General features: G+C 65.3%; 23 protein-coding genes and 1 tRNA gene. 5 read left to right on the top strand and 19 right to left on the bottom strand.

What is annotated here, in order from left to right; all coding sequences use genetic code 11:
• The 4 genes from DBR10_RS20050 to DBR10_RS12500 form a co-directional block, all read right to left on the bottom strand.
• The coding region (locus tag DBR10_RS20050) for a peptidogalycan biosysnthesis protein (protein WP_233243395.1) at positions 1 to 588 on the bottom strand (588 nt) is incomplete at its 3' end.
• On the bottom strand, positions 585 to 1,358 hold the full coding sequence (locus DBR10_RS12510; protein ID WP_108504250.1) for a glycerophosphodiester phosphodiesterase: 774 nt from the start codon (positions 1,356 to 1,358) through the stop codon (positions 585 to 587). The genes DBR10_RS12510 and DBR10_RS20050, both read right to left, overlap by 4 nt.
• Positions 1,358 to 1,819, bottom strand: coding sequence for a RidA family protein (locus DBR10_RS12505; RefSeq protein WP_108504251.1), 462 nt, complete (start codon positions 1,817 to 1,819; stop codon positions 1,358 to 1,360). The genes DBR10_RS12510 and DBR10_RS12505 overlap by 1 nt, the downstream gene beginning before the upstream one ends.
• Before the next feature lie 133 nt (positions 1,820 to 1,952).
• The gene (locus DBR10_RS12500) at positions 1,953 to 2,387 is read right to left on the bottom strand and encodes a phasin family protein (protein ID WP_108490219.1); all 435 of its coding nucleotides are present in this window, start codon (positions 2,385 to 2,387) and stop codon (positions 1,953 to 1,955) included.
• A 288-nt stretch (positions 2,388 to 2,675) separates the two neighbouring features.
• On the opposite strand from DBR10_RS12500, the gene DBR10_RS12495 reads away from it, so the two are divergent.
• Positions 2,676 to 3,992, top strand: coding sequence for a D-alanyl-D-alanine carboxypeptidase (locus DBR10_RS12495; protein ID WP_108503602.1), 1,317 nt, complete (start codon positions 2,676 to 2,678; stop codon positions 3,990 to 3,992).
• A 31-nt stretch (positions 3,993 to 4,023) separates the two neighbouring features.
• Here the strand turns inward: DBR10_RS12495 and DBR10_RS12490 are convergent, their stop codons facing one another.
• The gene (locus DBR10_RS12490) at positions 4,024 to 4,464 is read right to left on the bottom strand and encodes a J domain-containing protein (RefSeq protein WP_108503601.1); all 441 of its coding nucleotides are present in this window, start codon (positions 4,462 to 4,464) and stop codon (positions 4,024 to 4,026) included.
• A gap of 42 nt (positions 4,465 to 4,506) precedes the next feature.
• Complete coding sequence (gene mipZ / locus DBR10_RS12485) at positions 4,507 to 5,343, bottom strand: division plane-positioning ATPase MipZ (RefSeq protein WP_158272171.1); 837 nt, start codon at positions 5,341 to 5,343, stop codon at positions 4,507 to 4,509.
• A 202-nt stretch (positions 5,344 to 5,545) separates the two neighbouring features.
• On the opposite strand from mipZ, the gene panC reads away from it, so the two are divergent.
• Entirely contained in the window at positions 5,546 to 6,406 is an 861-nt protein-coding gene (panC, locus tag DBR10_RS12480) for a pantoate--beta-alanine ligase (RefSeq protein ID WP_108503600.1), read from the top strand.
• Positions 6,407 to 6,581: 175 nt separating this feature from the next.
• Here the strand turns inward: panC and DBR10_RS12475 are convergent, their stop codons facing one another.
• The 5 genes from DBR10_RS12475 to DBR10_RS12455 form a co-directional block, all read right to left on the bottom strand.
• Positions 6,582 to 6,980, bottom strand: a complete 399-nt coding sequence (locus DBR10_RS12475; protein WP_108503599.1) for a DUF1489 family protein — start codon at positions 6,978 to 6,980, stop codon at positions 6,582 to 6,584.
• 9 nt (positions 6,981 to 6,989) lie between these two features.
• Entirely contained in the window at positions 6,990 to 8,951 is a 1,962-nt protein-coding gene (locus DBR10_RS12470; protein ID WP_108503598.1) for an acetyl/propionyl/methylcrotonyl-CoA carboxylase subunit alpha, read from the bottom strand.
• A 14-nt stretch (positions 8,952 to 8,965) separates the two neighbouring features.
• Complete coding sequence (locus tag DBR10_RS12465) at positions 8,966 to 10,240, bottom strand: DUF3667 domain-containing protein (RefSeq protein WP_108503597.1); 1,275 nt, start codon at positions 10,238 to 10,240, stop codon at positions 8,966 to 8,968.
• A gap of 38 nt (positions 10,241 to 10,278) precedes the next feature.
• A complete protein-coding gene (locus DBR10_RS12460) occupies positions 10,279 to 11,118 on the bottom strand; it encodes an enoyl-CoA hydratase-related protein (RefSeq protein WP_108503596.1) in 840 nt (279 codons plus the stop codon).
• 74 nt (positions 11,119 to 11,192) lie between these two features.
• On the bottom strand, positions 11,193 to 12,785 hold the full coding sequence (locus DBR10_RS12455) for a carboxyl transferase domain-containing protein (protein WP_108556378.1): 1,593 nt from the start codon (positions 12,783 to 12,785) through the stop codon (positions 11,193 to 11,195).
• A 166-nt stretch (positions 12,786 to 12,951) separates the two neighbouring features.
• Between DBR10_RS12455 and DBR10_RS12450 the strand changes: the two genes are divergently transcribed.
• Entirely contained in the window at positions 12,952 to 14,736 is a 1,785-nt protein-coding gene (locus DBR10_RS12450; protein WP_108503595.1) for a patatin-like phospholipase family protein, read from the top strand.
• An 884-nt stretch (positions 14,737 to 15,620) separates the two neighbouring features.
• Complete coding sequence (locus tag DBR10_RS19100; RefSeq protein WP_158272170.1) at positions 15,621 to 15,785, top strand: hypothetical protein; 165 nt, start codon at positions 15,621 to 15,623, stop codon at positions 15,783 to 15,785.
• A 310-nt stretch (positions 15,786 to 16,095) separates the two neighbouring features.
• Here the strand turns inward: DBR10_RS19100 and DBR10_RS12440 are convergent, their stop codons facing one another.
• From DBR10_RS12440 to DBR10_RS12420, 5 genes are all read right to left on the bottom strand, one after another.
• Positions 16,096 to 17,250, bottom strand: a complete 1,155-nt coding sequence (locus DBR10_RS12440) for an isovaleryl-CoA dehydrogenase (protein WP_199223441.1) — start codon at positions 17,248 to 17,250, stop codon at positions 16,096 to 16,098.
• 80 nt (positions 17,251 to 17,330) lie between these two features.
• A complete protein-coding gene (spmX, locus tag DBR10_RS12435) occupies positions 17,331 to 18,644 on the bottom strand; it encodes a lysozyme-family localization factor SpmX (RefSeq protein WP_108556377.1) in 1,314 nt (437 codons plus the stop codon).
• Positions 18,645 to 18,766: 122 nt separating this feature from the next.
• The gene (gene mgtE / locus DBR10_RS12430) at positions 18,767 to 20,221 is read right to left on the bottom strand and encodes a magnesium transporter (RefSeq protein WP_108503593.1); all 1,455 of its coding nucleotides are present in this window, start codon (positions 20,219 to 20,221) and stop codon (positions 18,767 to 18,769) included.
• 151 nt (positions 20,222 to 20,372) lie between these two features.
• Positions 20,373 to 20,457 (bottom strand) — tRNA-Leu (locus DBR10_RS12425).
• 82 nt (positions 20,458 to 20,539) lie between these two features.
• A complete protein-coding gene (locus DBR10_RS12420) occupies positions 20,540 to 20,791 on the bottom strand; it encodes a FliM/FliN family flagellar motor switch protein (RefSeq protein WP_012287186.1) in 252 nt (83 codons plus the stop codon).
• A gap of 70 nt (positions 20,792 to 20,861) precedes the next feature.
• Here DBR10_RS12420 and lipB point away from each other — a divergent pair, with 70 nt between their 5' ends.
• A complete protein-coding gene (gene lipB / locus DBR10_RS12415) occupies positions 20,862 to 21,587 on the top strand; it encodes a lipoyl(octanoyl) transferase LipB (protein WP_108503592.1) in 726 nt (241 codons plus the stop codon).
• Positions 21,588 to 21,617: 30 nt separating this feature from the next.
• Here lipB and DBR10_RS12410 read toward each other — a convergent pair whose 3' ends face one another.
• The 3 genes from DBR10_RS12410 to DBR10_RS12400 form a co-directional block, all read right to left on the bottom strand.
• Positions 21,618 to 22,022 carry a DUF805 domain-containing protein gene (locus tag DBR10_RS12410; RefSeq protein WP_108503591.1) on the bottom strand — a complete coding sequence of 135 codons (405 nt, stop codon included), beginning with the start codon at positions 22,020 to 22,022 and terminating at the stop codon, positions 21,618 to 21,620.
• 71 nt (positions 22,023 to 22,093) lie between these two features.
• Positions 22,094 to 22,489 (bottom strand): DUF805 domain-containing protein, encoded by a 396-nt coding sequence (locus tag DBR10_RS12405; protein WP_108503590.1) that lies wholly within the window; start codon positions 22,487 to 22,489, stop codon positions 22,094 to 22,096.
• 39 nt (positions 22,490 to 22,528) lie between these two features.
• Positions 22,529 to 22,633, bottom strand: a 105-nt coding sequence (locus DBR10_RS12400) for a biotin/lipoyl-containing protein (RefSeq protein WP_146187844.1), incomplete at its 5' end; no start/stop codon positions are given.

Here is a 22,633-nt window from a genome sequence, read left to right as displayed (position 1 = left end):
GTTGGCCGACAGGGCGGCCAGGAAGTCGTCAAAGGTCGCGTAACCGCCGTTTTCCCAGTGATATTGCTGGTCCTGCCGCAGCAGCAGGCCCCGCTCGCCCATCCATGCCCACTCTTCGGCCCGGGGAAAGGTCACATGCAGCGACGAGGCCTCCATGCGCTGGCACAGGGTCAGGGCCCCGCCCAGCAGGGCCGAGCGGCCCTCATCGGCATCGATGTCCGGCCGGACGATCAGTCGCGAGCCGGTGACCGGGGAAAACGGTGAGGAACACTGCAGCTTGGGATAGTAGCGCCCCCCTGCCCGCTCATAGGCATCGGCCCAGGCGTGGTCGAAGACATATTCGCCCTGGCTGTGGGACTTCAGATAGAGCGGCATAACGCCGGCGACGGCGCCAGTCTCGTCCTCGATGGACAGGTGCTGCGGCAGCCAGCCCGTCCGGCGGCCAACGCAACCGCTCTCTTCAAGACAGGCGAGGAAGTCATAGCTGATGAATGGATCGCCGGTCGGGGCGGCGCAGGCCTCCCAGGCCTCGGATCCGATCTCGGCAATCTCGCGATGAACGCGTACCGCCGGCCTGACCGCCGTCACGCGTGATAACCCTCGAAGATCAGGTTGTCGCAGTGATCGCGGACGGCCTCCCACTGCTCGGGTGAGCGAATGGTCCAGGCGACCACCGGCATGCCCCTGGCGCGATAGTCGTCGGCCCGGGCGCTGGGCAGCATGTCGAGGCCCAGGGCCAGGAAGTCCGGACGGGCGATCTCGACATGTTCGAGGGCCGCGAAGGCCTTGCGCTGCTCGGGGGCCAGCTTGGCCGGCTTGCCGTCGGCATAGCTGTAGGAATCCAGCCCCCGCAGGATCTGCGGATGATGGTCGGCGAACCAGGCATGGGAATAGGGATTGAAACCGATCACGGCGATCGGGCCGTTATGATCGAGCAGAACCTCGCTGACCCGCTTCTCTAGCGGACCGACCTCGCCGAACGGCGTCTTCAGCTCGATATGGACCATGGCCCGGTGACCGATCAGGGTCAGGGTTTCGGCAAGGGTCGGGATGGTCTCGTCCGAGTCGGCCAGCCGGATCTTGCCCAGGTCCGCCGCTGTGTGGTCCTTCACCCGGCCGGACTGCGCCGTCATGCGGTCGAGACTGTAGTCGTGGAAGACGACAGCCTCGCCGTCGGAGGTCAGTTGCACATCCAGCTCAATGCCGTAGCCGTGCGCGCAGGCCGCCTGGAAGGCCGCCAGCGAGTTTTCCGGGGCACCGCCCGGCGTCCACAGCCCCCGGTGGGCGATGGCGGGCTCGAACAGTCGCTCCCACGCTTCGCCGAACACTTCGGTAGAGGGACGCTCGGGCCTATGCATCAGCGGATCTCCACCACCGCATCGACCTCAACGGCGAAGCCGAGCGGCAGTCGATAGACGCCGACCGCCGAGCGGGCATGTCGGCCGGCATCGCCGAGCACCTCGACCATCAGGTCCGAGCAGCCGTTGACGACCTTGGGAATGTCGATGAAGTCCGGCCCGGCCTGGACGAAACCGCCCAGCTTGACCACGCGAACCACCCGGTCGAGATCGCCGTCACAGGCGGCCTTCATCTGGGCCAGCAGGTTGATGCCGCAAAGGCGGGCCGCAGCCTGGGCCGTTTCCAGATCGACATCCACGCCGACCGTGCCCCGGATGCCGCCGGATGCATCCAGCGAGATCTGCCCGGAAATGTGCACAAGGTTCCCCGAGCGCACGAACGGCACATAGTTGGCCACCGGGGCGACCGGCTGCGGCAGCACCAGGCCGATTTCATTCAGGCGATCTTCAATTCTCGACATCACGCGCTCCGTTCACGAGCCGCAATGCTTAGCGCCGGCAGAGGCCGGCACAAGAAAAAAGGCCCGAACCGTTGCCGGTTCGAGCCTTTGATCTCGTCGTCGGGACCGCGCTGGCCGATCCCGTCAGGTCGCCTTAGCGAGCGGCCTGGAACTTTTCGACAGCGGCGCTGACGCGCTCGTTCAGGGGCTTCATCGAGTCCTTGATCGAGGCCGAGACGATCTCCGAAGCCTTGGTCATCTGGGCGATATAGGCTTCCAGAGCCGACTTGGCGAAGGTGGTCTGCAGTTCCATGGCTTCCTGGACGCTCTTGGCGCCGGCCAGCGACTTGGCAGCTGCGACCTGGTCTTCAGCAGCCTTCTTGGAATAGGCGAAGGTCTCGGCGCCCAGGGCTTCAGCGCCCTTGGTGGCGGCGGTCACCGACGCGACGACGGCTTCCAGGTTCTTCTTGGAATGGGTGTTGGCTTCCGCCAGGGCGGCCAGCGACTTCTCGACGCCGTCCTTGAACGCTTGGTTCGAGGCGGTGCTGAATTGCTCGACGGTCTTCTTCATCGTTTCGGCGGCGGCCATTGGGAGTCTCCTGGCAGTTGGGCGGGGCATGGCGAAGCTGTGCGAGCAGCCCCATGCGCTTGGGACAACGCTGATTTGCCATGCTGCACTGCAGCAGTCAAGAAAATTGTGCAGCGCACCATGACCTAGCGGCAACGCAAGCTTGACGGCAACACGCCCGAATTATTCACAACTGCGACCTTGTTGCTCACCGCTTGTTTACTTTGACGAAAGGCGCGACCCGCCATGCTAGGGTCTCGTGTGTGGCGGTGCGAAACCGCTCAGTATCAAATGACGGACGCTCCCAGCATGTTCGCCAAGCTTCGCACCGCTCGTACCTGGTTCGCTGCCGCAGGACTGGCCCTGTCCTGCCTGACAGGTCTGGCTGTGCCGGCCGTTTCGGCCGCTCAGGTCCCGTATTTGCAGTTGAACGCTGTTGAGCCGAAGTATGCGGCGATCGTGATCGACGCCAACTCGGGCGAAGTCCTTTATGACAAAAGGGCTGACAGCCCGCGCTACCCGGCCTCGGTCACCAAGGTGATGACCCTTTATCTGGCGTTCGAGGCCCTCAGCGAAGGGCGGCTCAAGCCTACGGACCGCATTGTCATATCGCCCCGCGCCGCAGCCCAGGCCCCGACCAAACTGGGCCTGCCGGTCGGCGACAGCCTGACCGTCGACGAGGCCATTCGGGCCATGACGGTGAAGTCCGCCAATGACATCGCGGTGGCCATGGCAGAGCGACTCGCCGGAAGTGAGTCGCGGTTCGCCGCCCTGATGACCCTGCGCGGTCAGGAACTGGGCATGCGCAACAGCCGCTTCGTCAACGCATCGGGCCTGCCCGACAGCCGCCAGATCAGCACGGCTCGCGATCTGGCCATCCTGTCGCGCGCGACGATGCGGGATTTCCCCCAGTACTATTCCTATTTCAGCATCAAGGGCTTCACCTTCCGGGGCAACTATGTTCGGGGGCATAACCGCCTGCTCGACAGCATGGAAGGCTTTGACGGCCTGAAGACCGGCTACACCAACGCCTCGGGCTTCAACCTCGCCGGCTCGGCTGTACGCGACGGCCGTCGCCTGATCGCTGTGGTTCTGGGCGGACAGTCGACGGCCTGGCGCGACAACAATATGGAAGACCTGCTGCTGACGGGCTTCGACGTGCTCAAGCGCCGGTCCAAGGGCGACCGCACGACAATCGCCGCCAACCTCTACGAGGACGAACCGCGTGGCCCCGTCATGCGTCCTTCGATCGAGCAGGGCGACGGCGATCAGTCCGGCCTGAAGATCGTTCTGACGGAAACCCCGCGCCAGCCGGCGGCCCTGAAGGTTTCACCCAGCCTGAAGACGGCTCAGGCCAAGCCGGCCGCGACCAAGGCTGAGGCCAAGCCGAAAGGCGAATGGTCGGTGCAGGTCGGCGCTTTCAAGTCCAAGAGTCTGGCCAAGGCGCAGCTAGAACTGGTTCGCAAGCGATTCGCGAAGGCCGTCGTCGATGCCGAAGGGGCGGTCGAAGGGGCCGGCGGAACCTTCCGCGCCCAGTTCCAGGGTTTGACCGCCGAAGCGGCCCGCAGCGCCTGCTCGGCCATCACGGCCAAGCGCCAGCCCTGCATGGTCCTGTCACCCCGCTAAGGCCGAGGTCGGGGTCGTCACCCCGTCGACCTCAGGCCTTGGTGCGACCCGCCGTCAATAGCCGGTCGCGGGCTGCATTGAGCTGGGCGGCAAGGCCGGCGGTTCCACCCTTGTCAGGATGGGCCAGGCGGATCAGACGCGCATGGGCCGCCCGAATATCGTCGGCAGTGGCTTCCGGACCAACCCCCAGAATGGATCGGGCCTCCGTCAGGCTCTGGGCAAGAGCGGCTGGAGGCTGCGCGCGCCGGAGCGCCGGCCGCCGACGGGCCTCCGAGGCACTCCAGAGCCCGACGATGCCGAGCACGATGCCGGTTCCCCAGCTTCCCCGGATGGTGGTGTAGGCCGCGGCAGCAAAGACAACGAGGGCGAACACACCCGCGCCCACGCGCCAGCCGTCACCCTTCAGAAGAGGTCGACGGCCACCCCAGAAAACGAACGCCAAGACGGCTGCGCCAAGCAAAAGATAGATCATCACCGTACCGAAGGCGCCCGACGCGGGTCCCGGACGGGACCCCTACTGGGCAGCGAGCAGAGTTTCTCCGGAATAGGCCGAAAGACCAAGCGAATGCATCAGGGCGCGCAGTTCCTGACGCGCCGCCAGGTGCTGGAGCGACACCGGGACCGGGCGGACCTGGGGCGAAAGGTCGGCGATGGTCAGGCCGAACGGGAACAGTTCGCGATAGATAACGCGATCGCGAAGCCCCGGGCCCATGCGGAAGCCCACCCGCTTGGCGAGAGCCGTAAGCCGGTCTTCCAGGCGTTTGCGGTTCCGGGCCTCGGTCGTCGCAAGACGGTTGCGCAGCACAACCCAGTCCAGGGCCTGCCGCTGGCCGCTCATGGCCCGTGCCTTCCGGGCTTCCCAGACGGACTGGGAGTAAAGGCTCGGCGTCGTCAGCTCCATGGTCACCGGGTCGACATGCCCAAGCATGTCAAAGTCGACAAAACTGTCGTTCAGCGGCGTGACGATCAGATCCGCCCGGCCATGCGCGAGGCGCGAGATCGCCGTGTCGCCGCCAGGGGTGTCGATCAGCACGAAATCGGCTTCTTCCCGGCCGCGCGCGAAGGCGGCTTCGAAACAGGCGATCTGCTCCTCGTCCGGCGCGGCGGCCAGAGCCACATCGTCCTCGCTCAGGCGCAGTTGCAGCGGCTCGGGCAGGTTCAGCTTCTTGTCGGCCAGCCAGGTGCGACGGTTCTCGAAGAACCGCATGGAGGTGCACTGGCGAAGGTCCAGATCGATAACCGCAACCTTGGCACCGCCGTACAGGAGGGCGGTTACGAGGTGTACGGCGATGGTCGACTTGCCGGCCCCGCCCTTTTCGTTCCCGACAACGATCACGCGCGTTTCGGCCATGCGCTCGCTCCTAAGCCTGCCGCGACTCGCGCGGGTTATCGAAACGTTAACATGGCCCGGGCATTTGCACCGAGCCGTCATGACGTTGATCCACAGGCCCTTTTGTCGCAGGTCACCGAACGCCAGCGCTACCGGTGCGGCAAGGTGGACGTCGCCCCGCCCCTCGGCCATAAGCCTCGCCTGTTTGCTCAAGAGGCCGCAGATGCCCCAGGCGTCATTGACCATCGTTCGCACCGTCAGCGCGCTTCGCGCCCATGTGGCTGCCTGGAAGGCCGCCGGTGAGCAGACCGCGCTTATCCCCACCATGGGCGCGTTGCACGACGGGCACCTGTCGCTGATCCGCCTCGGACAGACCCGTGCGACCCGGACCGTCGCCAGCGTCTTCGTCAATCCCCGGCAGTTCGCGCCGCATGAGGATTTTGACGCCTACCCCCGCGGCGAGGCGGCCGACGCCGAAAAGCTGGCCTCGGTCGGCTGCGACCTGCTTTTTGCCCCGACGCCGGAAGAGATGTACCGCCCGGGCTTTTCGACCGCGATCAATGTCTCGGGGGTCTCGGCCCCGCTGGAAGGCGCAGCCCGGCCGCAGTTCTTCGGCGGCGTCGCCACCGTCGTCGCCAAGCTGCTGATCCAGGCCCAGGCGGACTATGCCGTGTTCGGCGAGAAGGACTACCAGCAGCTTCAGGTCATCAAGCGTCTGGTGCTCGACCTGGATCTTCCCGTCCAGATCATCGCGGCCCCGACCGCGCGGGCCGAGGACGGGCTCGCCCTGTCATCGCGCAATGCCTATCTGACGCCCGAGCAGCGCGCGATCGCGGCGGCCCTGCCCCGGGCCCTGCGCGAGGCGGCAACTGCGGTTGCCGCCGGAGGCCGGATCGACGAGGCCGAGGCCGCCGGCAAGGCGGCCCTGACGGCGGCCGGCTTTGGGCAGATTGACTATCTGGATATCCGTGAGGCTTCCGACCTGTCGAAACTGGGGCCTGGCCCCCTCGGCGCGGCGGCCGGCCGCATCCTGGTCGCGGCCTGGCTGGGCAAGACCCGGCTGATCGACAACATGCCGGTCTAGGCGGAAGGGGCGGCTAGCCCACCAGCCTGAGCGACACGGCCAAGCCGACGAGCAGGGCAAAGGCCGTCACGCTCGCTCCAATCCACGCATAGGTGGCACGCATAGGCAGATCCTCAGATGAGAGGCCAGCGTTACACGACTAAAGGTTGCCGACACAACCCGCACTTGTCCAAACCTACCAGGCCCCGAGCTCGCGCAACTGCCTCGCCAGCTCATGAGGCATTTCGGACGCCTCGCTGTCGCTCAAATCGGCAGGTGCGTCTTCAGCCGGCAGATAGCGCCAGCCCTGGAAGGCCCGGCGGGGCTGGGGCACCACGCGGATGATCGGGGGATCCACCGTCACTTCGCAGCGTTTGGCCTCTCCCTCCCCCACGGTGTCGATCGCCAGGATCCTCTGCCGACACAGGATCTGGCCCTTGAAGACCCGATAGAGCGAGCCCCCGTCGAGGATCTCGTCGATGCGCTTGGGTGTCATGCGCGTGTGCATGACCCACCGGTCATCACCCGTGTGCCATGCCACGAGGTCATCGATGGAGTCGCAGCCGACGACGAGCTTGATCATGTGAAGCGCCATGGCGCTTACCTAGGTCGCCGGATCCAGTCGCGCCAGTACGACGCCCTCACTGACCTGTGCACCGGCCTCGACCGACAGCTCCGAAACCACGCCGTCGAACGGCGCGGCCAGAGCGTGCTCCATCTTCATGGCCTCGAGGGTGAGCAGTGTCTGGCCCTTCACGACGCTCTGACCGGCCTTAACGACGACCGAGACGATTTTGCCCGGCATGGGCGACAGGATCGCGCCGTCGGAAGCCGCCGACTGGCTGGCACCGGCCTGGTATTCAAACTCGAACGCCTGAACGTCGCCGCCCTCGAAGACCAGAAGCGGTCCGTCCCCATGCACGGTCGGCAGGACGTCCACGTCATCCAGGGGCCGTCCGTCCTCGACGGTAATGTCCCAGGACCAGTCATCGCCGGCCCCGCCTGCAAGCGCGACGCGCAGCGGGACCTTGCGGCCGTCCACGCGCATCGGCAGGTCCATCGCGGCGCGCGGCCCGTTCATCCGAAAGCCCAGCAGGCGCGAAGGCGCGCTGGCGAACGGATCGGCGCGAGGCTCGTCGGCGGCCATGAACCCTTCCAGGTGCTGACCGATGGCGGCCAGCGTCGGAGCGTCGGTGAAGGGTCGCTCCAGCAGGTCATCGAGCCGGGTCTCGATGAAGCCGGTATCGATCCGCCCCTCAACAAAGTCCGGATGGCTGGCACAGCGGGCCAGGAAAGCGGCATTGGTCTTGACTGGCCAGACCTCGACCAGGCCACAGGCCTCGGCCAAACGCGCAGCGGCGTCCTCGCGATCGACGCCATGGGCGATCAGCTTGGCGATCATCGGATCGTAGAACGGGGTGACCTCACCGCCCTCCTCGACCGCGCTGTCGACTCGAACATCGCCCTCCGGCAGCCGGAAATGCTTCAGCTTTCCGGTGCTGGGCAGGAACCCCGTCTGGGGGTTCTCGGCATAGAGGCGCGCCTCCATGGCCCAGCCGTCCAGGGTGATGTCGTCCTGGCTCAGCGGCAGCGGCTCGCCCGAGGCCACGCGAAGCTGCCACTCGACCAGATCCTGGCCCGTAACCATCTCGGTGACCGGGTGCTCGACCTGCAGTCGGGTGTTCATTTCCATGAACCAGATGCGGTCGGCCCGCAGGCCTTCACTGGCGTCAGCGATGAACTCGACCGTGCCGGCCCCGACATAGCCAACGGCCCGGGCCGCCTTGACGGCCGCCGCGCAGACGGCCTCTCGCGTGGCCTCGTCCATGCCGGGGGCCGGAGCCTCCTCAATGACCTTCTGGTGGCGGCGCTGCAGCGAGCAGTCCCGCTCGAACAGGTGGACGACATTGCCGTGGCTGTCGCCGAACACCTGCACCTCGATGTGGCGCGGCCGCGTGACGTACTTTTCCAGCAGCACCCGGTCATCGCCGAAGCTGGCGGCGGCCTCGCGACGGCACGAGGCCAGGGCTTCGGCAAAGTCGGCCGCCGCCAGCACCTTGCGCATGCCCTTGCCGCCACCACCGGCCACAGCCTTGATCAGGACCGGATAGCCGATCTTGCCGGCCTCGACCGACAGCCGTTCGACGGTCTGGTCTTCACCCAGATAGCCGGGGGTCGTCGGCACGCCGGCGGCGATCATCACCGACTTGGCCGCATCCTTCAGACCCATGGCCCGGATCGCCGACGGCGGCGGACCGATCCAGACCAGACCGGCGTCGATCACCGCCTGGGCAAAGTCGGCGTTCTCGGACAGGAAGCCATAGCCGGGGTGGATGGCCTCGGCCCCCATCTGTTGCGCTGCGGCCAGGATCTTTTCCGGAACGAGATAGCTCTCCCGCGCCGGGGCCGCGCCGATCAGGATGGCGCTGTCGGCCTCCATCACGAACGGGGCCTCGGCATCGGCCTCGGAATAGACGGCGATGGTCCGCACGCCCAGGTCCTGGGCGGTGCGGATGATCCGACGGGCGATTTCGCCGCGATTGGCGATGAGGACGGAAGCGATCACGGAAAGGACGGATCCTAAATCTGGGAAAGAGAAAAGAGCAGCAGGAGGCTGAGCAACAGGACGAAGGCGAACACGCTCATGACCCAGACGATCAGGGTCTTGAACACCGCGCCGCCGACGGTGGAACCATAGCCACCGCGAAGGGTCTGGAAGAGGTTGATGGGCGTCCAGAACGCCAGGATTACGAACCAGGGCACGGTCAAAGGCGACGGCAGCACCATCCCGATGGCGTTGGTCAGGAACGAGAATGACAGCAGGTTGGTCGCGACCAGAAGGTGATCATAGATGAAGTACTGGCGCCTGTTGACATAGACCAGCGCCAGGCTCAGCCCGATGATCGGCAGCAGCAGCACGGCCAGGCGGTGGGCCCAGCCGAACATCACCACCATGTAGTATTCCGGGTTCTCGAGGGCCTTGGCGAGGCCCTCCTTGAACCAGGTCTCCGAGCCGAAAAACGAACGGACCTGGACCTTCGGTTCACGGGCCGTGACATTCACGGACGCGCCGCCGGTTTCACCCAGCTTGGCGGCGTGGGCCTGGATTTCCTCAGGGGTGCCGTCCAGCGGCATCGTCCGCACGGTCTCGGCGGCTTTCCGACGCGTGGTTGCGTCACGCGCGAGCAGCTCCTCGCCCGCCTTGGGGTTGTTTTGTAGCGCCAGGGCTTCAGTCTCGGCCGCAGCATATTCAGCCCGAACCCGCCGAACCTGCTCTTCGTAGGCCTTGTTGATCGCGGCCTTGTCCCCGTCGGGCTCCTTCAGATCGCTGGCCCGCGTCGACGCCAGTTCCGCAAGGCCCTCGTCCCGTACCCTGAGCGCATCGGCACGCAGCTTGTTCGCCTCGCTCAGGCGGCCCTGCGGCGTGGCCAGGACGGCGGCGCGCTCGTGGTTCTGCTCTTCCACGTGGTGCTTGAGGTTATGGATCGCGTGCTCGGCCGCAAAGATGAACAGCAGCAAGGCGACCAGGAAGGTGCGGAACGGCGGCACATGCCGCGCGATCCGGCCTTCCATATAGTCCTTGGCCAGGACGCCGGGCCTGAAAAACATCAGCGGCAGGGTGCGCGCCAGGCGGCCGTCGAGGTGGAACATCCCCTCGATGGCTTCCCAGATCAGGTGCAGGATCGTCCGGTGATGGGTGTCAGCGTTCTGCCCGCAGGAATAGCAGTACCACCCCTCAAGCGGTGCCGCGCAGTTGGCGCAAGGCTCGCCCTGCCGGTCGAACGGCCTTTTCTTTCTGGGCCGGAAGGCGTCCGTAATGGAGTCCGCCGCCGCCGCCTCGAGTTCACCCGTCATACCGCCCCCGGTCCCTGCATTCGCGTCGTGAATCGCGCCTAGATTGACCAGGCCGGTTTACGACGACCGAGGAATGCGCGCACGCCTTCTTGCCCCTCGTCCGACACGCGACGGCGCGCAATGCGCCTGGCAGTCTCTTCGATCAGGCCCCTGTCGAGTTTCTGACCCGCGAAATCATTGACCAGGGCCTTGGCGTCGCCGATCGCGCCGGGGGCGCACGGCACCATCTCTTCGACCAGGGCGTCCCGGGCCGCTTCGAGGCCGGCCGCGTCGTCAAACACTTCGTCGACGAGGCCGTAGCTCCAGGCGGCGTCAGCATCGAACACACGGCCGGTCGCGAACAGCAGCTTGGCTGTACGCGGTCCGAGCGCCGCGATGACATAGGGGCTGATAGTGGCCGGGGTCAGGCCCAGCTTGACCTCCGAGAAGCTGAACCGGGCGTCGCTGCTGGCCATCGCATGGTCACAGGCCGCAACCAGCCCGGCTCCGCCACCGAAGGCAGGCCCTTCGACCAGGGCCACCGTCAGGGCCGGTATGTCGTGCAGCGCCTTGAGCATGTGCGCCAGTTCGAGGGCGTCCAGGCGGTTGTCATCTTCACTCCAGTCGATGGCATCGGCCATCCAGCCGAGGTCAGCCCCGGCGCTGAACGCCCCACCGACGCCGCGCAGGAAGACGACCCGAACCCCTTCGGCCCCGTGCAGGGTCTCGAACGCCTGACGCAACGCGGCGATGGTCGCCGCATCGAAGGCGTTCTTCTTTTCAGGACGATTGATCCAGACGGTCACAGCGCCCTCAGGCGTGCTCTCCAGGTGGACGAGAGGGCTCATGGCGTCGGAGTCGGGAACTTCGACAATGGGGTCAGCGATCGGGTTGGTCATCGGTCTTGGCCTTCCTGGGGTCTGGCGAGGCAGTGCAGCTTAGGCGCAACGTGCGAGGCGACGGCCTCGTTTGCCTACATCCGGAATACGCCGAACGTCGTCTCCGGGATGGGCGCGTTCAGGCTGGCCGATATGGCCAGACCCAGAACATCACGGGTTTGAGCCGGATCAATGATCCCGTCATCCCACAGCCGCGCGGTCGCATGGTAGGGATTACCTTCGTCCTCGTAGCGTTGGCGGATCGGAGCCTTGAACGCCTCGGCCTCCTCATCGGTCCATTTGGCGGCGTCGCGGTGGACCGTCGCCAGAACGCTGGCGGCCTGCTCGCCCCCCATCACGCTGATGCGGCTGTTGGGCCAGGTGAACAGGAAGCGCGGGCTGTAGGCCCGACCGCACATGCCGTAATTGCCGGCCCCGAAGCTGCCGCCGATCAGGACCGTGAACTTGGGCACCTCGGCCGAGGCAACGGCCGTGACCAGCTTGGCCCCGTCCTTGGCAATGCCGCCGGCTTCGTACTTTCCGCCGACCATGAAGCCCGAGATGTTCTGCAGAAAGACCAGTGGAATCTTGCGTTTGCAGGCCAGTTCTATGAAGTGCGCGCCCTTCACGGCGCTCTCGCTGAACAGCACACCATTGTTGGCCAGGATCGCCACCGGCTGGCCCCAGATGCGGGCAAAACCACAGACCAGGGTCGTCCCGTACAGGGCCTTGAACTCGTCAAAGGCACTGGCATCAACGATCCGGGCGATGACCTCACGCACATCATAGGGCGCACGGACATCGGTCGGAATGATGCCGTACAGCTCCTCGGCGTCGTAGAGCGGCGGCCGGGCGTCGGCGATCACCATCTCCGCCGGCTTGGTAGTGTTGAGGTTGGCGACGATGGAGCGGACGATCTCCAGGGCATGCTCGTCATTTTCAGCGACGTGGTCGACCACACCCGAGCGCCGGCCGTGGGTATCGGCTCCACCCAGTTCCTCGGCGCTGATGACCTCACCGGTCGCAGCCTTCACCAGCGGGGGCCCGGCCAGGAAGATCGTGCCCTGGTCGCGCACGATGACCGTCTCGTCGCTCATGGCCGGCACATAGGCCCCGCCGGCCGTGCACGACCCCATGACGCAGGCAATCTGGGCGATACCCGCCGCGCTCATCCGGGCCTGGTTGAAGAAGATGCGACCAAAATGGTCGCGGTCCGGGAAGACCTCGGCCTGGTGCGGCAGGTTCGCGCCGCCGCTGTCGACCAGGTAAACGCAGGGGAGACGGTTCTGGGCAGCGATCTCCTGGGCGCGAAGATGCTTCTTCACGGTCATCGGGAAATAGGCCCCGCCTTTGACCGTCGCGTCATTGGCGACGATCATAACTTCCCGACCCGAGACCCGGCCGATGCCGGTGATGACGCCCGCGCCCGGGGCCTCGCCGTCATAGAGATCGCACGCTGCCAGCTGTCCGATTTCGAGGAAAGGTGAACCCGGATCCAGCAGGCGCTCGACACGCTGGCGTGGCAGCAGCTTGCCCCGCGCCAGATGGCGCTGGCGTGTCGCTTCCGGCCCGCCGAGGGCGGCCTCGGCGACCCGGCCCTGCAGGTCCTGAACCAGGGCGCGATTGTGCCTAGCGTTGCGAGCGAAGGTCGCGCTGGACGGGTCGATAACGGAGTTCAGTTTCGGCATAGGCGAGGCATAGCCTTTTCCATTCCAACCCGGAAGGTAGTTGTTTTACCTGCCGCATTGCACAAATCAGCAAAATCCCTCCGAAATTCGGATCGGCGGGGGTGTTGTAGTCGCACCAATTGGAGGCTGATGGTCAAGTCTTGCCATCCACGTTAGCGTCAAGGCCGTGGGAACTCCGCTCGATACCTTTAACGACTCGGCCCTGGCGCGCCTGTTCGCCCGTGAACGGCGTGACGGAAGGGCGACCTGGTTTTCATTGCCGGGCGGCGCGACCCTCTATGGGCCCGGCGAGGCGGCCGATCAGCTGTATTTCCTTCGGACCGGCCGCCTGGGGGCTTTTCGTCGGGACGAGGGTCAGGAGCCTCAGTTCCTGGGGGTGATCCGCCCTGGCGAGCCGGCCGGCGAAATGGCGCTGATCGGAGGCATGCCGCATTCTGCCAATCTGGTCGCCCTGCGGGACAGCGAAATCCTCGCCTTGCCGCGGGCCGACTTCTTTAGCGCCGCCGAAGGCGATCCAACAGTGATGCTGGAACTGTCGCGTCTGATGATCCAGCGCGCCCGGCAGGCCCAGACGCATGCCGCCGTTGGCGATCCGTCCGTCTTCGGTTTTATCGCGGTTGAGCCGGGAGCCGCCATCCGGCCGGTGGTCGAACGGATCGGCCGCGCCATGGAAACCCTGGGCTATTCGGTCACCGTCGAGGGCAGTGAGTCGCAGTCGGCACCGACAGAGTGGTTCTCGCACGTCGAGCGCGACCATGACTTCGTGCTCTATGTGGCGGAGGCCGACGAGACAGCCTGGAAACACGTGGTCGGCCGTCAGGTCGATCGACTGTTCCGCGTCGGACGCGGCGACCGTCTCCCGCCTGGCGAAGTGCCCTCCTACGCCTCCAGCCCCCTGCAGACGCAGCGGCTGGTCGATCTGATCCTGCTGCAGCCCGCCGACATCCGGCAACCGGCAGGGTCGGAGGCCTGGATGCAGGCCACCCAGGCCGCCCGCCTGTTCCACCTGCGCGAAAACGGCATGGCCGACGTGCAGCGGATCGCCCGCGTGCTGACGGGCCAGTCCGTGGGGCTGGTCCTGTCCGGCGGTGGCGCCCGTGCCTATGCCCATATCGGCGCGATCGAGGCCCTGCGCGAGCGCGGCATTCCCATCGACTTCGTCGGCGGCGCGTCAATGGGCGCGGTCATCGCCGCAGGCCTGGCCATGGGCTGGGATGACGGCGAAATGGAACGCCGGATTCGCAAGGCCTTTGTCGAGTCCAGCCCGGTCGACGATATCGCCTTTCCTTTGATCGCCATGACCCGCGGCGACAAGGTAAAGGCCAGGCTCGCCGAGCATTTCGGTGACATACAGATCAGCGACCTCTGGCTGCCGTTCTTCTGCGTGTCGTCAAACCTGACCTCGGGATCCTATCAACTGCATCGCCGCGGCGAGCTTCAGCATGCCCTGAGAGCCTCCATCGCCCTGCCCGGCGTGTTGCCGCCGGTCTGCGAGAACGGTGCCGTTCTCGTGGACGGGGCCGTGATGAAGAACTTTCCGGCCGACGTGATGCGCGCCTTTCAACTGGGCCCGATCATCGGGGTCGATGTGACGCGTGGGCGTAGCATCACAGACGAGGATGTCATTACGCCTCCGTCCCTCTGGCGCTGGTTCTGGTCGGGTGAATGGCGCAAGGGCCCGCCGATCGTCGCCCTGCTCATGCGCGCGGCGACCGTCTCCACCGGACGGGACCTGACGGCGAGCCGTGAGGCCTCGGATGTCCTGATCACCCCCCGCCTCGACCGAATCGACATTCGCGACTGGAAGGCTTTCGCCCCCGCCGTGAGCGCCGGCAAACTCGCCGCCTCGATCGTACTGGATGCCCTTGAGCGTCCGGTGGCGGACCTTCGCCGCCGCCCCAGCCTGGTCGAGCGCGCCCTCAACGCCAGAAACGCTCCACCGAAGGCATAAGGTCGTCCGTTGCGACAACCGGCCTATCGATCAGCTGACACCCCGTCCTGCCAGAGCCGCCAGAGCCGCCAGAGCCCGCACAAGCCCGCCGCGCGAAAGTCAGCAAGCTGACGAAAATGCCGGGCAGTCCTTGCAAGATGATACTGCCAGAGTTTGGTACCCGACGAGGACGCTCCCATAGCCTCGACTGAAGTCATGCATCAGTAAAAAGCAGAGTAAGCTCGAGTGAGGACAATTATTGATTGGGATGAGCGCACGGCTAAACAAAAGGCGGTGCATTGAGAGTCTACAAGGTCACCTGCAATGAAGCTTGCAGGGGCCACTCGCCGTTCAGGCGACCATTCAGCCGGCGACCTTGAGGCGACCACAGGCTTGGCGGCCCACGGATCCGGTCCGCCAGGCAAGGGACAAAGCATGCCGCAGATGGTCCAATTTGACCGAAAGTCTCGTTGCGCAATCGCCTGCGCAACCATTCCACGGGGAAAATGTGGCGGTCATCTTCGCTGGCGGCCCGGCCCCCAAGACCGCAACGGTCGGCAATGTGACCGCAAACCATCACGCTCGATTCCCCTGGTACGCGAGAAATAATATCGACGTTCGCGTCAAAAATGGCCACAAACCCAACCGCAGGTGCAGCATTTTTTACAGCAACGTCAAAAATTGTCGATACTTTGACGCAATTTTAATCCCCAATACGAGATATTTTCCACGAATTGAGGCATTTTGTTCCGGCAACTAAAGGAAATTGGGGCATATGATGATGGGTGCGACAATTGGCACCCAGAATTGGCGAAAATTGCTACCACACCCCTTTGTTTATCCACTATTTACCCTATATCTAATTCGGGCCTCCTGAAGAGGGGCCCAAGGGAAGGACGCTCACAATGCAACAAGCCGCCAAACTCGTCATGGTTATGGATCGCCGGTCGAAATCGGCGAGCTTCATGCCGGCCCATCACCGCTTTTCGCTCCTGCGCCCGATGGTGCTCGGTGGGAACATGCTGTTCTGGGCAGCGGTGGTTGTCGGCATCAAGATGCTGGTGTCCTGACCCAGGCCTCTGAGACCGCGACTCCCCGCCGCGCCACTGCCCTCTTCCCAAGGCTTGAAAAGCGCGCGCATACTCCTCCCGTGTTGTTCAACAACTGAAAGGAGGTGATCCAGTGTCTCATTGTCTCCCACCGCGGTCGCATGTTGTGACCTGGGGCCTGAAACGCGAGGTCTCCGCCTAAGGGCGCTGAAACGCGAGGTTCAAGTCACACCGCTGCGAAGCGGTTTCGACGATGGAAGGGCCGCCCTCTCAGGGGCGGCCCTTTTTCATGTCCGGAAGCGAATCGACGCCGGCCTGACCGGCGGCCAGGCTAGCCGCCGACCAGTTCACGACCGATCAGGAACCGGCGGATCTCGTTGGTCCCGGCCCCGATGTCATAAAGCTTTGCGTCCCGCAGGAAACGCTCGACGGGCCACTCGCGCGTATAGCCCGCGCCGCCCAGGGCCTGGATGGCCTCAAGGCAGGTCTTCACGGCGTTCTCGCTGGCCAGGAGGATCGCGCCGGCCGCATCAAACCGTGTAGTCTTGCCCGCATCGCAGGCCCGCGCGACCGAATAGACATAGGCCCGGGCCGAGTTCAGGGCGACGTACATGTCGGCCACCTTGCCCTGCATGAGCTGGAACGAGCCGATCGCCTGACCGAACTGCTTGCGGTCACGCACATAGGGCAGGACCACATCCATACAGGCCTGCATGAGGCCCAGAGGCCCAGCGGCCAGCACGGCCCGCTCATAGTCGAGCCCGCTCATCAGAACGCCGACGCCACCGCCGACCGGCCCCATGACATTGTCCTCAGGGACCTCGCAGTCCTCAAACACCAGCTCGGCGGTGTCAGAGCCGCGCATGCCCATCTTGTCGAGCTTCTTGCTGATGCTGAAGCCCTTCATGCCCTTCTCGATCAGAAAGGCCGTGATGCCGCGCTCGCTGGTCTTGGCGTAGACGACCAGGGTATCGGCATGGGGCGCGTTGGTGATCCAGAACTTGGTGCCGTTCAGAACGTAGCGGTCGCCCTTCAGCTCTGCCCGCAACTTCATGGACACGACGTCCGAACCGGACCCGGCCTCACTCATGGCCAGGGAACCGACGTGCTCGCCGCTGATCAGCTTGGGCAGATAGCGATGTTTCTGCGCGGGTGTGCCCCAGCGGCGGATCTGGTTGACGCAGAGATTGGAGTGCGCGCCGTAGGACAGACCGACCGAAGCCGAGGCCCGGGATACCTCCTCCATGGCCACGACATGCTCAAGGTAGCCGAGCCCCAGCCCCCCGAATTCCTCTTCGACCGTGATCCCGTGCAAGCCAAGATCCCCCATCGGAACCCAAAGCTCCCGGGGAAAGGTGTTGGTCTCGTCGATCCTGGCGGCGATCGGCGCGATGCGATCGGCGGCGAAGCGCGCGGTGGTGTCTCGAATCGCGTCAGCCGTTTCGCCCAGCGCGAAGTCCATCGAGGGTGCGGAATTTGTCATCATGCTGCACTCCATAGCACAAACGCCCGCAGATCAAGCAGACCTGCGGGCGTTTCATGCGGCTGAGTTCGGACTTTTGGAAACTAGGCTTCGCCGGTCTCGTCGGGTCCGGCCAGACGGCGCAGCAGCAGATAGGCTGCCACGACAAAGCAGATCGCGCCGATCATGCTGGCCCCGTAGCCGAACAGCTTCACCTGGGACAGTCCCGGCCCGGAGGCAACCGTCAGGATCCACAGGACGCCGCCGCTGAACATCGCCAGGCCCAGGATACCGAGGCTGACCAGCAGACTGAAGTTGCCGAACCGGGGCGTCTCGGCCTCCACGAACGGAACGTCCATCGCACTCAGGGCCACGTCTTCACTGGTGGAGAACCCACCGAGATTGAAGACCGAAGAACGGTTCGGCGCGACTGTCTCAAAAAGGGACGGTTCGGCCACAGGCGGTGCATAGGGTGCCGGGAAAGGTGTGGAGGATACAAACGACTGCACCTCCGGCGCCGGATCGGGCGTCAGACGGAATACCTGATCGGGCGCGGGCCGCACCTCAGGCTTTACCGGGGGCACGGGCTCGGGGGCCGCCTCTTGATACTGTACGGCCACAGGCGCGGCCTCGGCGACCACCGGCGGGACCGGAGCCGGCGGCTCGGGAAGGCCGAGGTCGTCGCGAACCGAAACGTTCGCGGGCACCGGCGCTACCGGAACATCGGGCAGGATGGCTTCCAGGCGCGCGCTGACCGCCGCAGCGGCCTTCTCGCTGGCCGTGGGGCCATCATCGTCGGCCGAAGCCGGTTCGAGCGGCAGGCCATCTTCCCGCTCAACCAGGGCCTTGTCGCCCTCGAAGCGCGTCGTGACGGCGGCCGGGGTCTGACGGGGCACGCTGCAGGCGGCATCATAGTCAACCTTGGGCGTCAGGACGGGCGTAGGCGAAGCGATCCAGACGCCATCCGGCGGCGACAGGAACAGGGCCTTCTCGGCCGAACGCCGGCGGACCAGGGCGTCGATGACGATGCGCTCGCCCTCGAAATCGGCCTTGCGCCACATCTCCATGGCGCAGGCGGCCTGAAGCAGCGAGCCTTCATTGATCCGGCGCAGGACGCCCGAGCGCGTGAAGCTGCTCACGCCGATGTTGAAGGCAAAGCAGGTCAGCGCATCGAACTGGTTCTGGTTCAGGGGGGCGTAGGTATGCTCGTTCACCGCATGGGCGACGGAGATGAGATCGTAGAGAAGGAGCGCCTCGGCGTCCTTTTCCGAGACCGTTGCGCCTTCACGCGCTGTCAGGGTGTGGCCATAGCCGATCGTCCAGCGCCCGTCGGGGAGCTGGGCGGCCTTCATTCGATAGCCTTCGAACCTCTTGATGAGGTCGACGGCGGCGCGGGAGACCTGATGACGCGGCTTCATCGCGAGGAATGACCCAATTTGAAACAGACGCGGATGCGTTCGCGTCTCGTCTCGCAAGATAGGGGCCGCCCGGGGTAACCCGCCGGCCTGCCGGCTTCCGGTTCAAATGGTGGGCCGCAGGGTCAGTGCATCAGCAGGGCTGCGATCAGTAGAACCGCGAAGAAGCCCGTGAAGTCCGTCAGGAAGGTTACGAAGATCGACGACGATACGGCCGGGTCGCGCCCCATCTTTTCCAGCGCCAGTGGGGCCAGAATGCCGCCGACGGCGGCCATGAAGATGTTGGCGACCAGGGCCAGACCGACGGTGATGGCCAGCTTGCCATGATGGTCCTCGGGCCCGAACAGCATAAAGGTCGCGCCGCCGAGCAGCAGGGCCAGGCACAGACCATTGACCAGGCCGACCGACAGCTCGCGCAGCACGATGCGGCGGGCATTGGCCGTAGTCAGTTCCTTGCTGGCCAGGGCCCGTACGGCCACGGCCAGGGTCTGGGTTCCGGCATTGCCGCCCAGCGATGAGACGATCGGCATCAGGATCGCCAGCGCCACAAGTTTGGCGATCTCGTCCTTGAACACCGCAACCCCACTCACGGCCACCGTGGCCGTACAGAGGTTCAGCATCAGCCAGGGCAGGCGCGAGCGGACGATGTCGACCACGGTCGCGTCCCGGCCTGCCACGGACACACCGGCCAGGGCCAGGATGTCCTCCTCGGCCTCTTCACGGATAACGCCGACGATGTCGTCAACGGTGATCTGACCCACCAGGCGCCCTCCGGCCTCCACGACCGGCGCGCTGATCAGGTGATACTTGTCGAAGATGTAGGCGACCTCTTCCTGGTCCATCCCGACACCGATTTCGGTAACCGCCTCCATCAGCTCCGAAAGGCGGGTCTCGCGGCGGCTGCGCAGCAGCAGGCTGATCGGAATGGCCCCGACGGGCTTGTAGGTCGGATCGACGACATAGACGTCGAAGAACAGCTCGGGCAGCGAGTCCCCGGCCTCGCGGACGTGGTCGATCGTATGGCCGACGCTCCAGAACTCCGGAGCCGCCAGGAACTCCCGCTGCATCAGGCGGCCGGCGGTCTCGTCCTCGTAGGACAGGGTCGTCTCGATGGCGGCCCGGTCGGTCTCGTCCATGGCGGCCAGCACCTGGAACCGCCGGGTATCGTCCAGGTCGTCGATGACGTCGGCGGCGTCGTCGGTATCCAGTTCCTCGAGTGCCCGGGCCAGGGTCACCGACGAGGTGGCCTCCAGGACCTCCTCGCGGATGTTGTCTTCCAGTTCGGCGATGATCTCGCCCAGAGCCTCCGGGTCGAGGAGCGGAATCACCTCCTCGCGATAGCCGGCCGACAGGAAGCCCATCAGGTCGGCGACGTCTGCGGGATCCAGAGCGCCGACCAGCTCCCGCAGGCGCTCGGTATTACCGCTGTCGGCCGCGTCAACGACCATTTCAACATATTCGGGATTGAGCGCGTAGTCGTCGCCAAGGGCGAGGTCTTCGAGATCCTCGGCGGTCGCGGACCGGGGGAAGGGATTCTCGTCAAGCCGTTCGTCGTTCAGTTCGGCGATGTCCCGGGTCATGGGGGCCTCCTGAGCTTGCGGCTTGAATTCGCGGGCGTGTTCCGGCTGTCGGGGGCTGGCCTCCGCTGCGAAAGCCAAGCCCGGAAACGATTAGAGCGCGCCCAGCGAGTCGGAAACCGATTTCGCCGGGCACGCCCTACTCTTGTTCACCTGGTGCGGTCGAGAAGACTCGAACTTCCACGGGTTGCCCCACAGCGACCTCAACGCTGCGCGTCTACCAATTCCGCCACGACCGCTCGTGGTGAGGGGCGGCAGGTAGCAAACTGAGTTTGATTTGGAAAGGGCCGAGTTCGTCTAAATCGAACTTCGTGCCAAACCTCAGCTTCCGCCGGCCATATAGTCGTAGACATCGGCGGCGCGGGTGACCTGGATCGCGATCCGGTCGTCGCTGATCTGGATCTCGCCCCGGGCGATGGGATGGTTGTTGGCCAGGATCCAGACCTCGTCATTGGTCTTGGCGTCCAGCGGGATCACCGCGCCACGTCCCATGCGCAGCAATTGCTGCATGGGCAGGATCGAGCGCCCCAGAAGAACGGAGATCTCGACATTGACGGCGTTGACCTGGCTCACGAACTAAGGCCCCTGAATCGACTCTCGACCATTCTTGGTCGCGAGTTCGAGAATGCAAGAATAGGGCCGTATGCTTGATCTCCCGTTAAGCGTTGAAAACAAAGGCGCACCTTCGATCCGGCGGCTGGACGAGACCCCGGTCGGGTGGGCGGTTTCGACCGGTTACGTCCCCTACCCGGCAGCCGTTGCCGCCATGGAGGCCCGCGCCGCCGCCATTGCCGAGGGCGCGGCGGGCGAACTGGTCTGGCTGCTGGAGCATCCGCCCCTCTATACGGCCGGGATCTCGGCCAAGGCGACTGACCTGATCCAGCCCGACCGCTTCCCGGTCTTCGAGAGCGGGCGCGGCGGCCAGTACACCTATCACGGGCCTGGTCAGCGGGTGGCCTATGTGATGCTGGACCTGAGCCGGCGGAGCCGCGATGTCCGGGCCTTCGTGGCCGGGCTTGAGGCCTGGATCATCGACGCCCTGGCCGCCTTCAATGTGGTCGGCGAAATGCGCGAGGGCCGGGTCGGGGTCTGGGTCGAGCGTAAGGGCGCAGGCTGGTCGCGCGAGGAAAAGATCGCCGCCATCGGCGTCAAGCTGCGCAAATGGGTCAGCTTCCACGGAATCAGCCTGAACGTGGAGCCGGACCTCGGCCACTTCTCCGGCATCGTACCGTGCGGCCAAACCGAGCATGGGGTGACCAGCTTGGTCGACCTCGGGTTGCCTGTGACGATGGACGAGGCGGACGCCGCGCTGAAGGCCGGCTTCCAGAGGGTGTTCGGACCGGTCGAGGACGTGGCTGCGCCGGTCTGACGCCCGCCGCCAGGACGGGGGGCAGAACCCCTAGATCGAAACGGGCTTCAAGGGCGGCGGACCATAGCGGTTGGCCCCCTGCTCGCCCCCCATCACGCCCAGTTCGACAATGGCCCACAGGATGACCAGCGAGAACACAAAATCCAGATAGTGCTCCGGCTGCGGCCAGACCGCGACGATGGCCATCAGGATCAGCGCCGCCCACCAGCCCGAACGGCCCCGGTCGTGCAGGCGCTTGGACAGCAGGCAAACGGTCGAAAACATCAGCGGCGGATAGACGAACCACCCGGTCAGCAGGTGCAGGACATGATTGGCGATCGCCTCATAGAGCGTGGCCACGCCGATCAGCACCGCAGCGGCGATCAGGAACGGCGTCCGCGACAGCCGCCCGTTCGACGACAGGAACAGTTCCGCCCATTCACTTCGACCGTTCATCTTGCCCTCTTCGAGTCGACCTCGCGCCGACAGAACCAATCTAGGGCCTAGGTCGCGACGGCGGAAGAGCGCTACTCGACGAGCGTCGGCGCAACTGACGACGCCGCAGCGACGCCCTTGGGCGAAGGGCCATAGCGATTGGGGCCCGGCGTGCCGTCCAGAAAGCCTATTTCAACAACGCACCAGATCCAGCCGATGACCGGAATGTTGTAGACGAGGATCCAGACCGGCCCCTTGTTGCGGTCATGAAGTCGCCTGACCATCAGGGCGAGCCCGACCCAGAACGACACGAGCCACAGCGCCCAACTGACCGGATTGGCGGGCCAGTAGCCCTCCGATCGCCCCAGGAGCAGGCTGGCGATGACATCCAGGATCGTGATCACCACGACCGAAATGATCCAGCGCAGCCAGTAGTCACGGCGACGGAGCCGACCCGTAATGCCGAAATACTCACGCCAAACGGTCATCGCGCGCCCTCAGATTCCACCTGGGCGATAACACGCGCCTCAGTTGAACTCCACAAGGACCTGATCGGCGGCGACGGGGTCACCGGCCCTGGCGTTGACGGCCTTGACGGTGCCGTCGCGCTCGGCGCGGATGATGTTCTGCAT

It is taken from the genome of Caulobacter sp. HMWF025 (assembly GCF_003060965.1).
Lineage (GTDB): Bacteria > Pseudomonadota > Alphaproteobacteria > Caulobacterales > Caulobacteraceae > Caulobacter.
This window is presented reverse-complemented; position numbering and strand designations above follow the sequence as displayed.

Excerpts from the sequence above, each read along its gene's own strand:
- DBR10_RS12495 (WP_108503602.1), top strand. The coding sequence starts at position 2,676 with ATGTTCGCCAAGCTTCGCACCGCTCGTACCTGGTTCGCTGCCGCAGGA.
- mgtE (WP_108503593.1), bottom strand. The coding sequence starts at position 20,221 with ATGACCCGGGACATCGCCGAACTGAACGACGAACGGCTTGACGAGAAT.
- DBR10_RS12490 (WP_108503601.1), bottom strand. The coding sequence starts at position 4,464 with ATGATCTATCTTTTGCTTGGCGCAGCCGTCTTGGCGTTCGTTTTCTGG.
- DBR10_RS12505 (WP_108504251.1), bottom strand. The coding sequence starts at position 1,819 with ATGTCGAGAATTGAAGATCGCCTGAATGAAATCGGCCTGGTGCTGCCG.
- spmX (WP_108556377.1), bottom strand. The coding sequence starts at position 18,644 with ATGAAGCCGCGTCATCAGGTCTCCCGCGCCGCCGTCGACCTCATCAAG.
- DBR10_RS12410 (WP_108503591.1), bottom strand. The coding sequence starts at position 22,022 with ATGAACGGTCGAAGTGAATGGGCGGAACTGTTCCTGTCGTCGAACGGG.
- DBR10_RS12455 (WP_108556378.1), bottom strand. The coding sequence starts at position 12,785 with ATGCCGAAACTGAACTCCGTTATCGACCCGTCCAGCGCGACCTTCGCT.
- DBR10_RS12405 (WP_108503590.1), bottom strand. The coding sequence starts at position 22,489 with ATGACCGTTTGGCGTGAGTATTTCGGCATTACGGGTCGGCTCCGTCGC.
- DBR10_RS12475 (WP_108503599.1), bottom strand. The coding sequence starts at position 6,980 with ATGGCGCTTCACATGATCAAGCTCGTCGTCGGCTGCGACTCCATCGAT.
- DBR10_RS12440 (WP_199223441.1), bottom strand. The coding sequence starts at position 17,250 with ATGATGACAAATTCCGCACCCTCGATGGACTTCGCGCTGGGCGAAACG.
- DBR10_RS12460 (WP_108503596.1), bottom strand. The coding sequence starts at position 11,118 with ATGACCAACCCGATCGCTGACCCCATTGTCGAAGTTCCCGACTCCGAC.
- lipB (WP_108503592.1), top strand. The coding sequence starts at position 20,862 with ATGCTTGATCTCCCGTTAAGCGTTGAAAACAAAGGCGCACCTTCGATC.
- panC (WP_108503600.1), top strand. The coding sequence starts at position 5,546 with ATGCCCCAGGCGTCATTGACCATCGTTCGCACCGTCAGCGCGCTTCGC.
- DBR10_RS12510 (WP_108504250.1), bottom strand. The coding sequence starts at position 1,358 with ATGCATAGGCCCGAGCGTCCCTCTACCGAAGTGTTCGGCGAAGCGTGG.
- DBR10_RS12500 (WP_108490219.1), bottom strand. The coding sequence starts at position 2,387 with ATGGCCGCCGCCGAAACGATGAAGAAGACCGTCGAGCAATTCAGCACC.
- mipZ (WP_158272171.1), bottom strand. The coding sequence starts at position 5,343 with ATGGCCGAAACGCGCGTGATCGTTGTCGGGAACGAAAAGGGCGGGGCC.
- DBR10_RS12465 (WP_108503597.1), bottom strand. The coding sequence starts at position 10,240 with ATGACGGGTGAACTCGAGGCGGCGGCGGCGGACTCCATTACGGACGCC.
- DBR10_RS19100 (WP_158272170.1), top strand. The coding sequence starts at position 15,621 with ATGCAACAAGCCGCCAAACTCGTCATGGTTATGGATCGCCGGTCGAAA.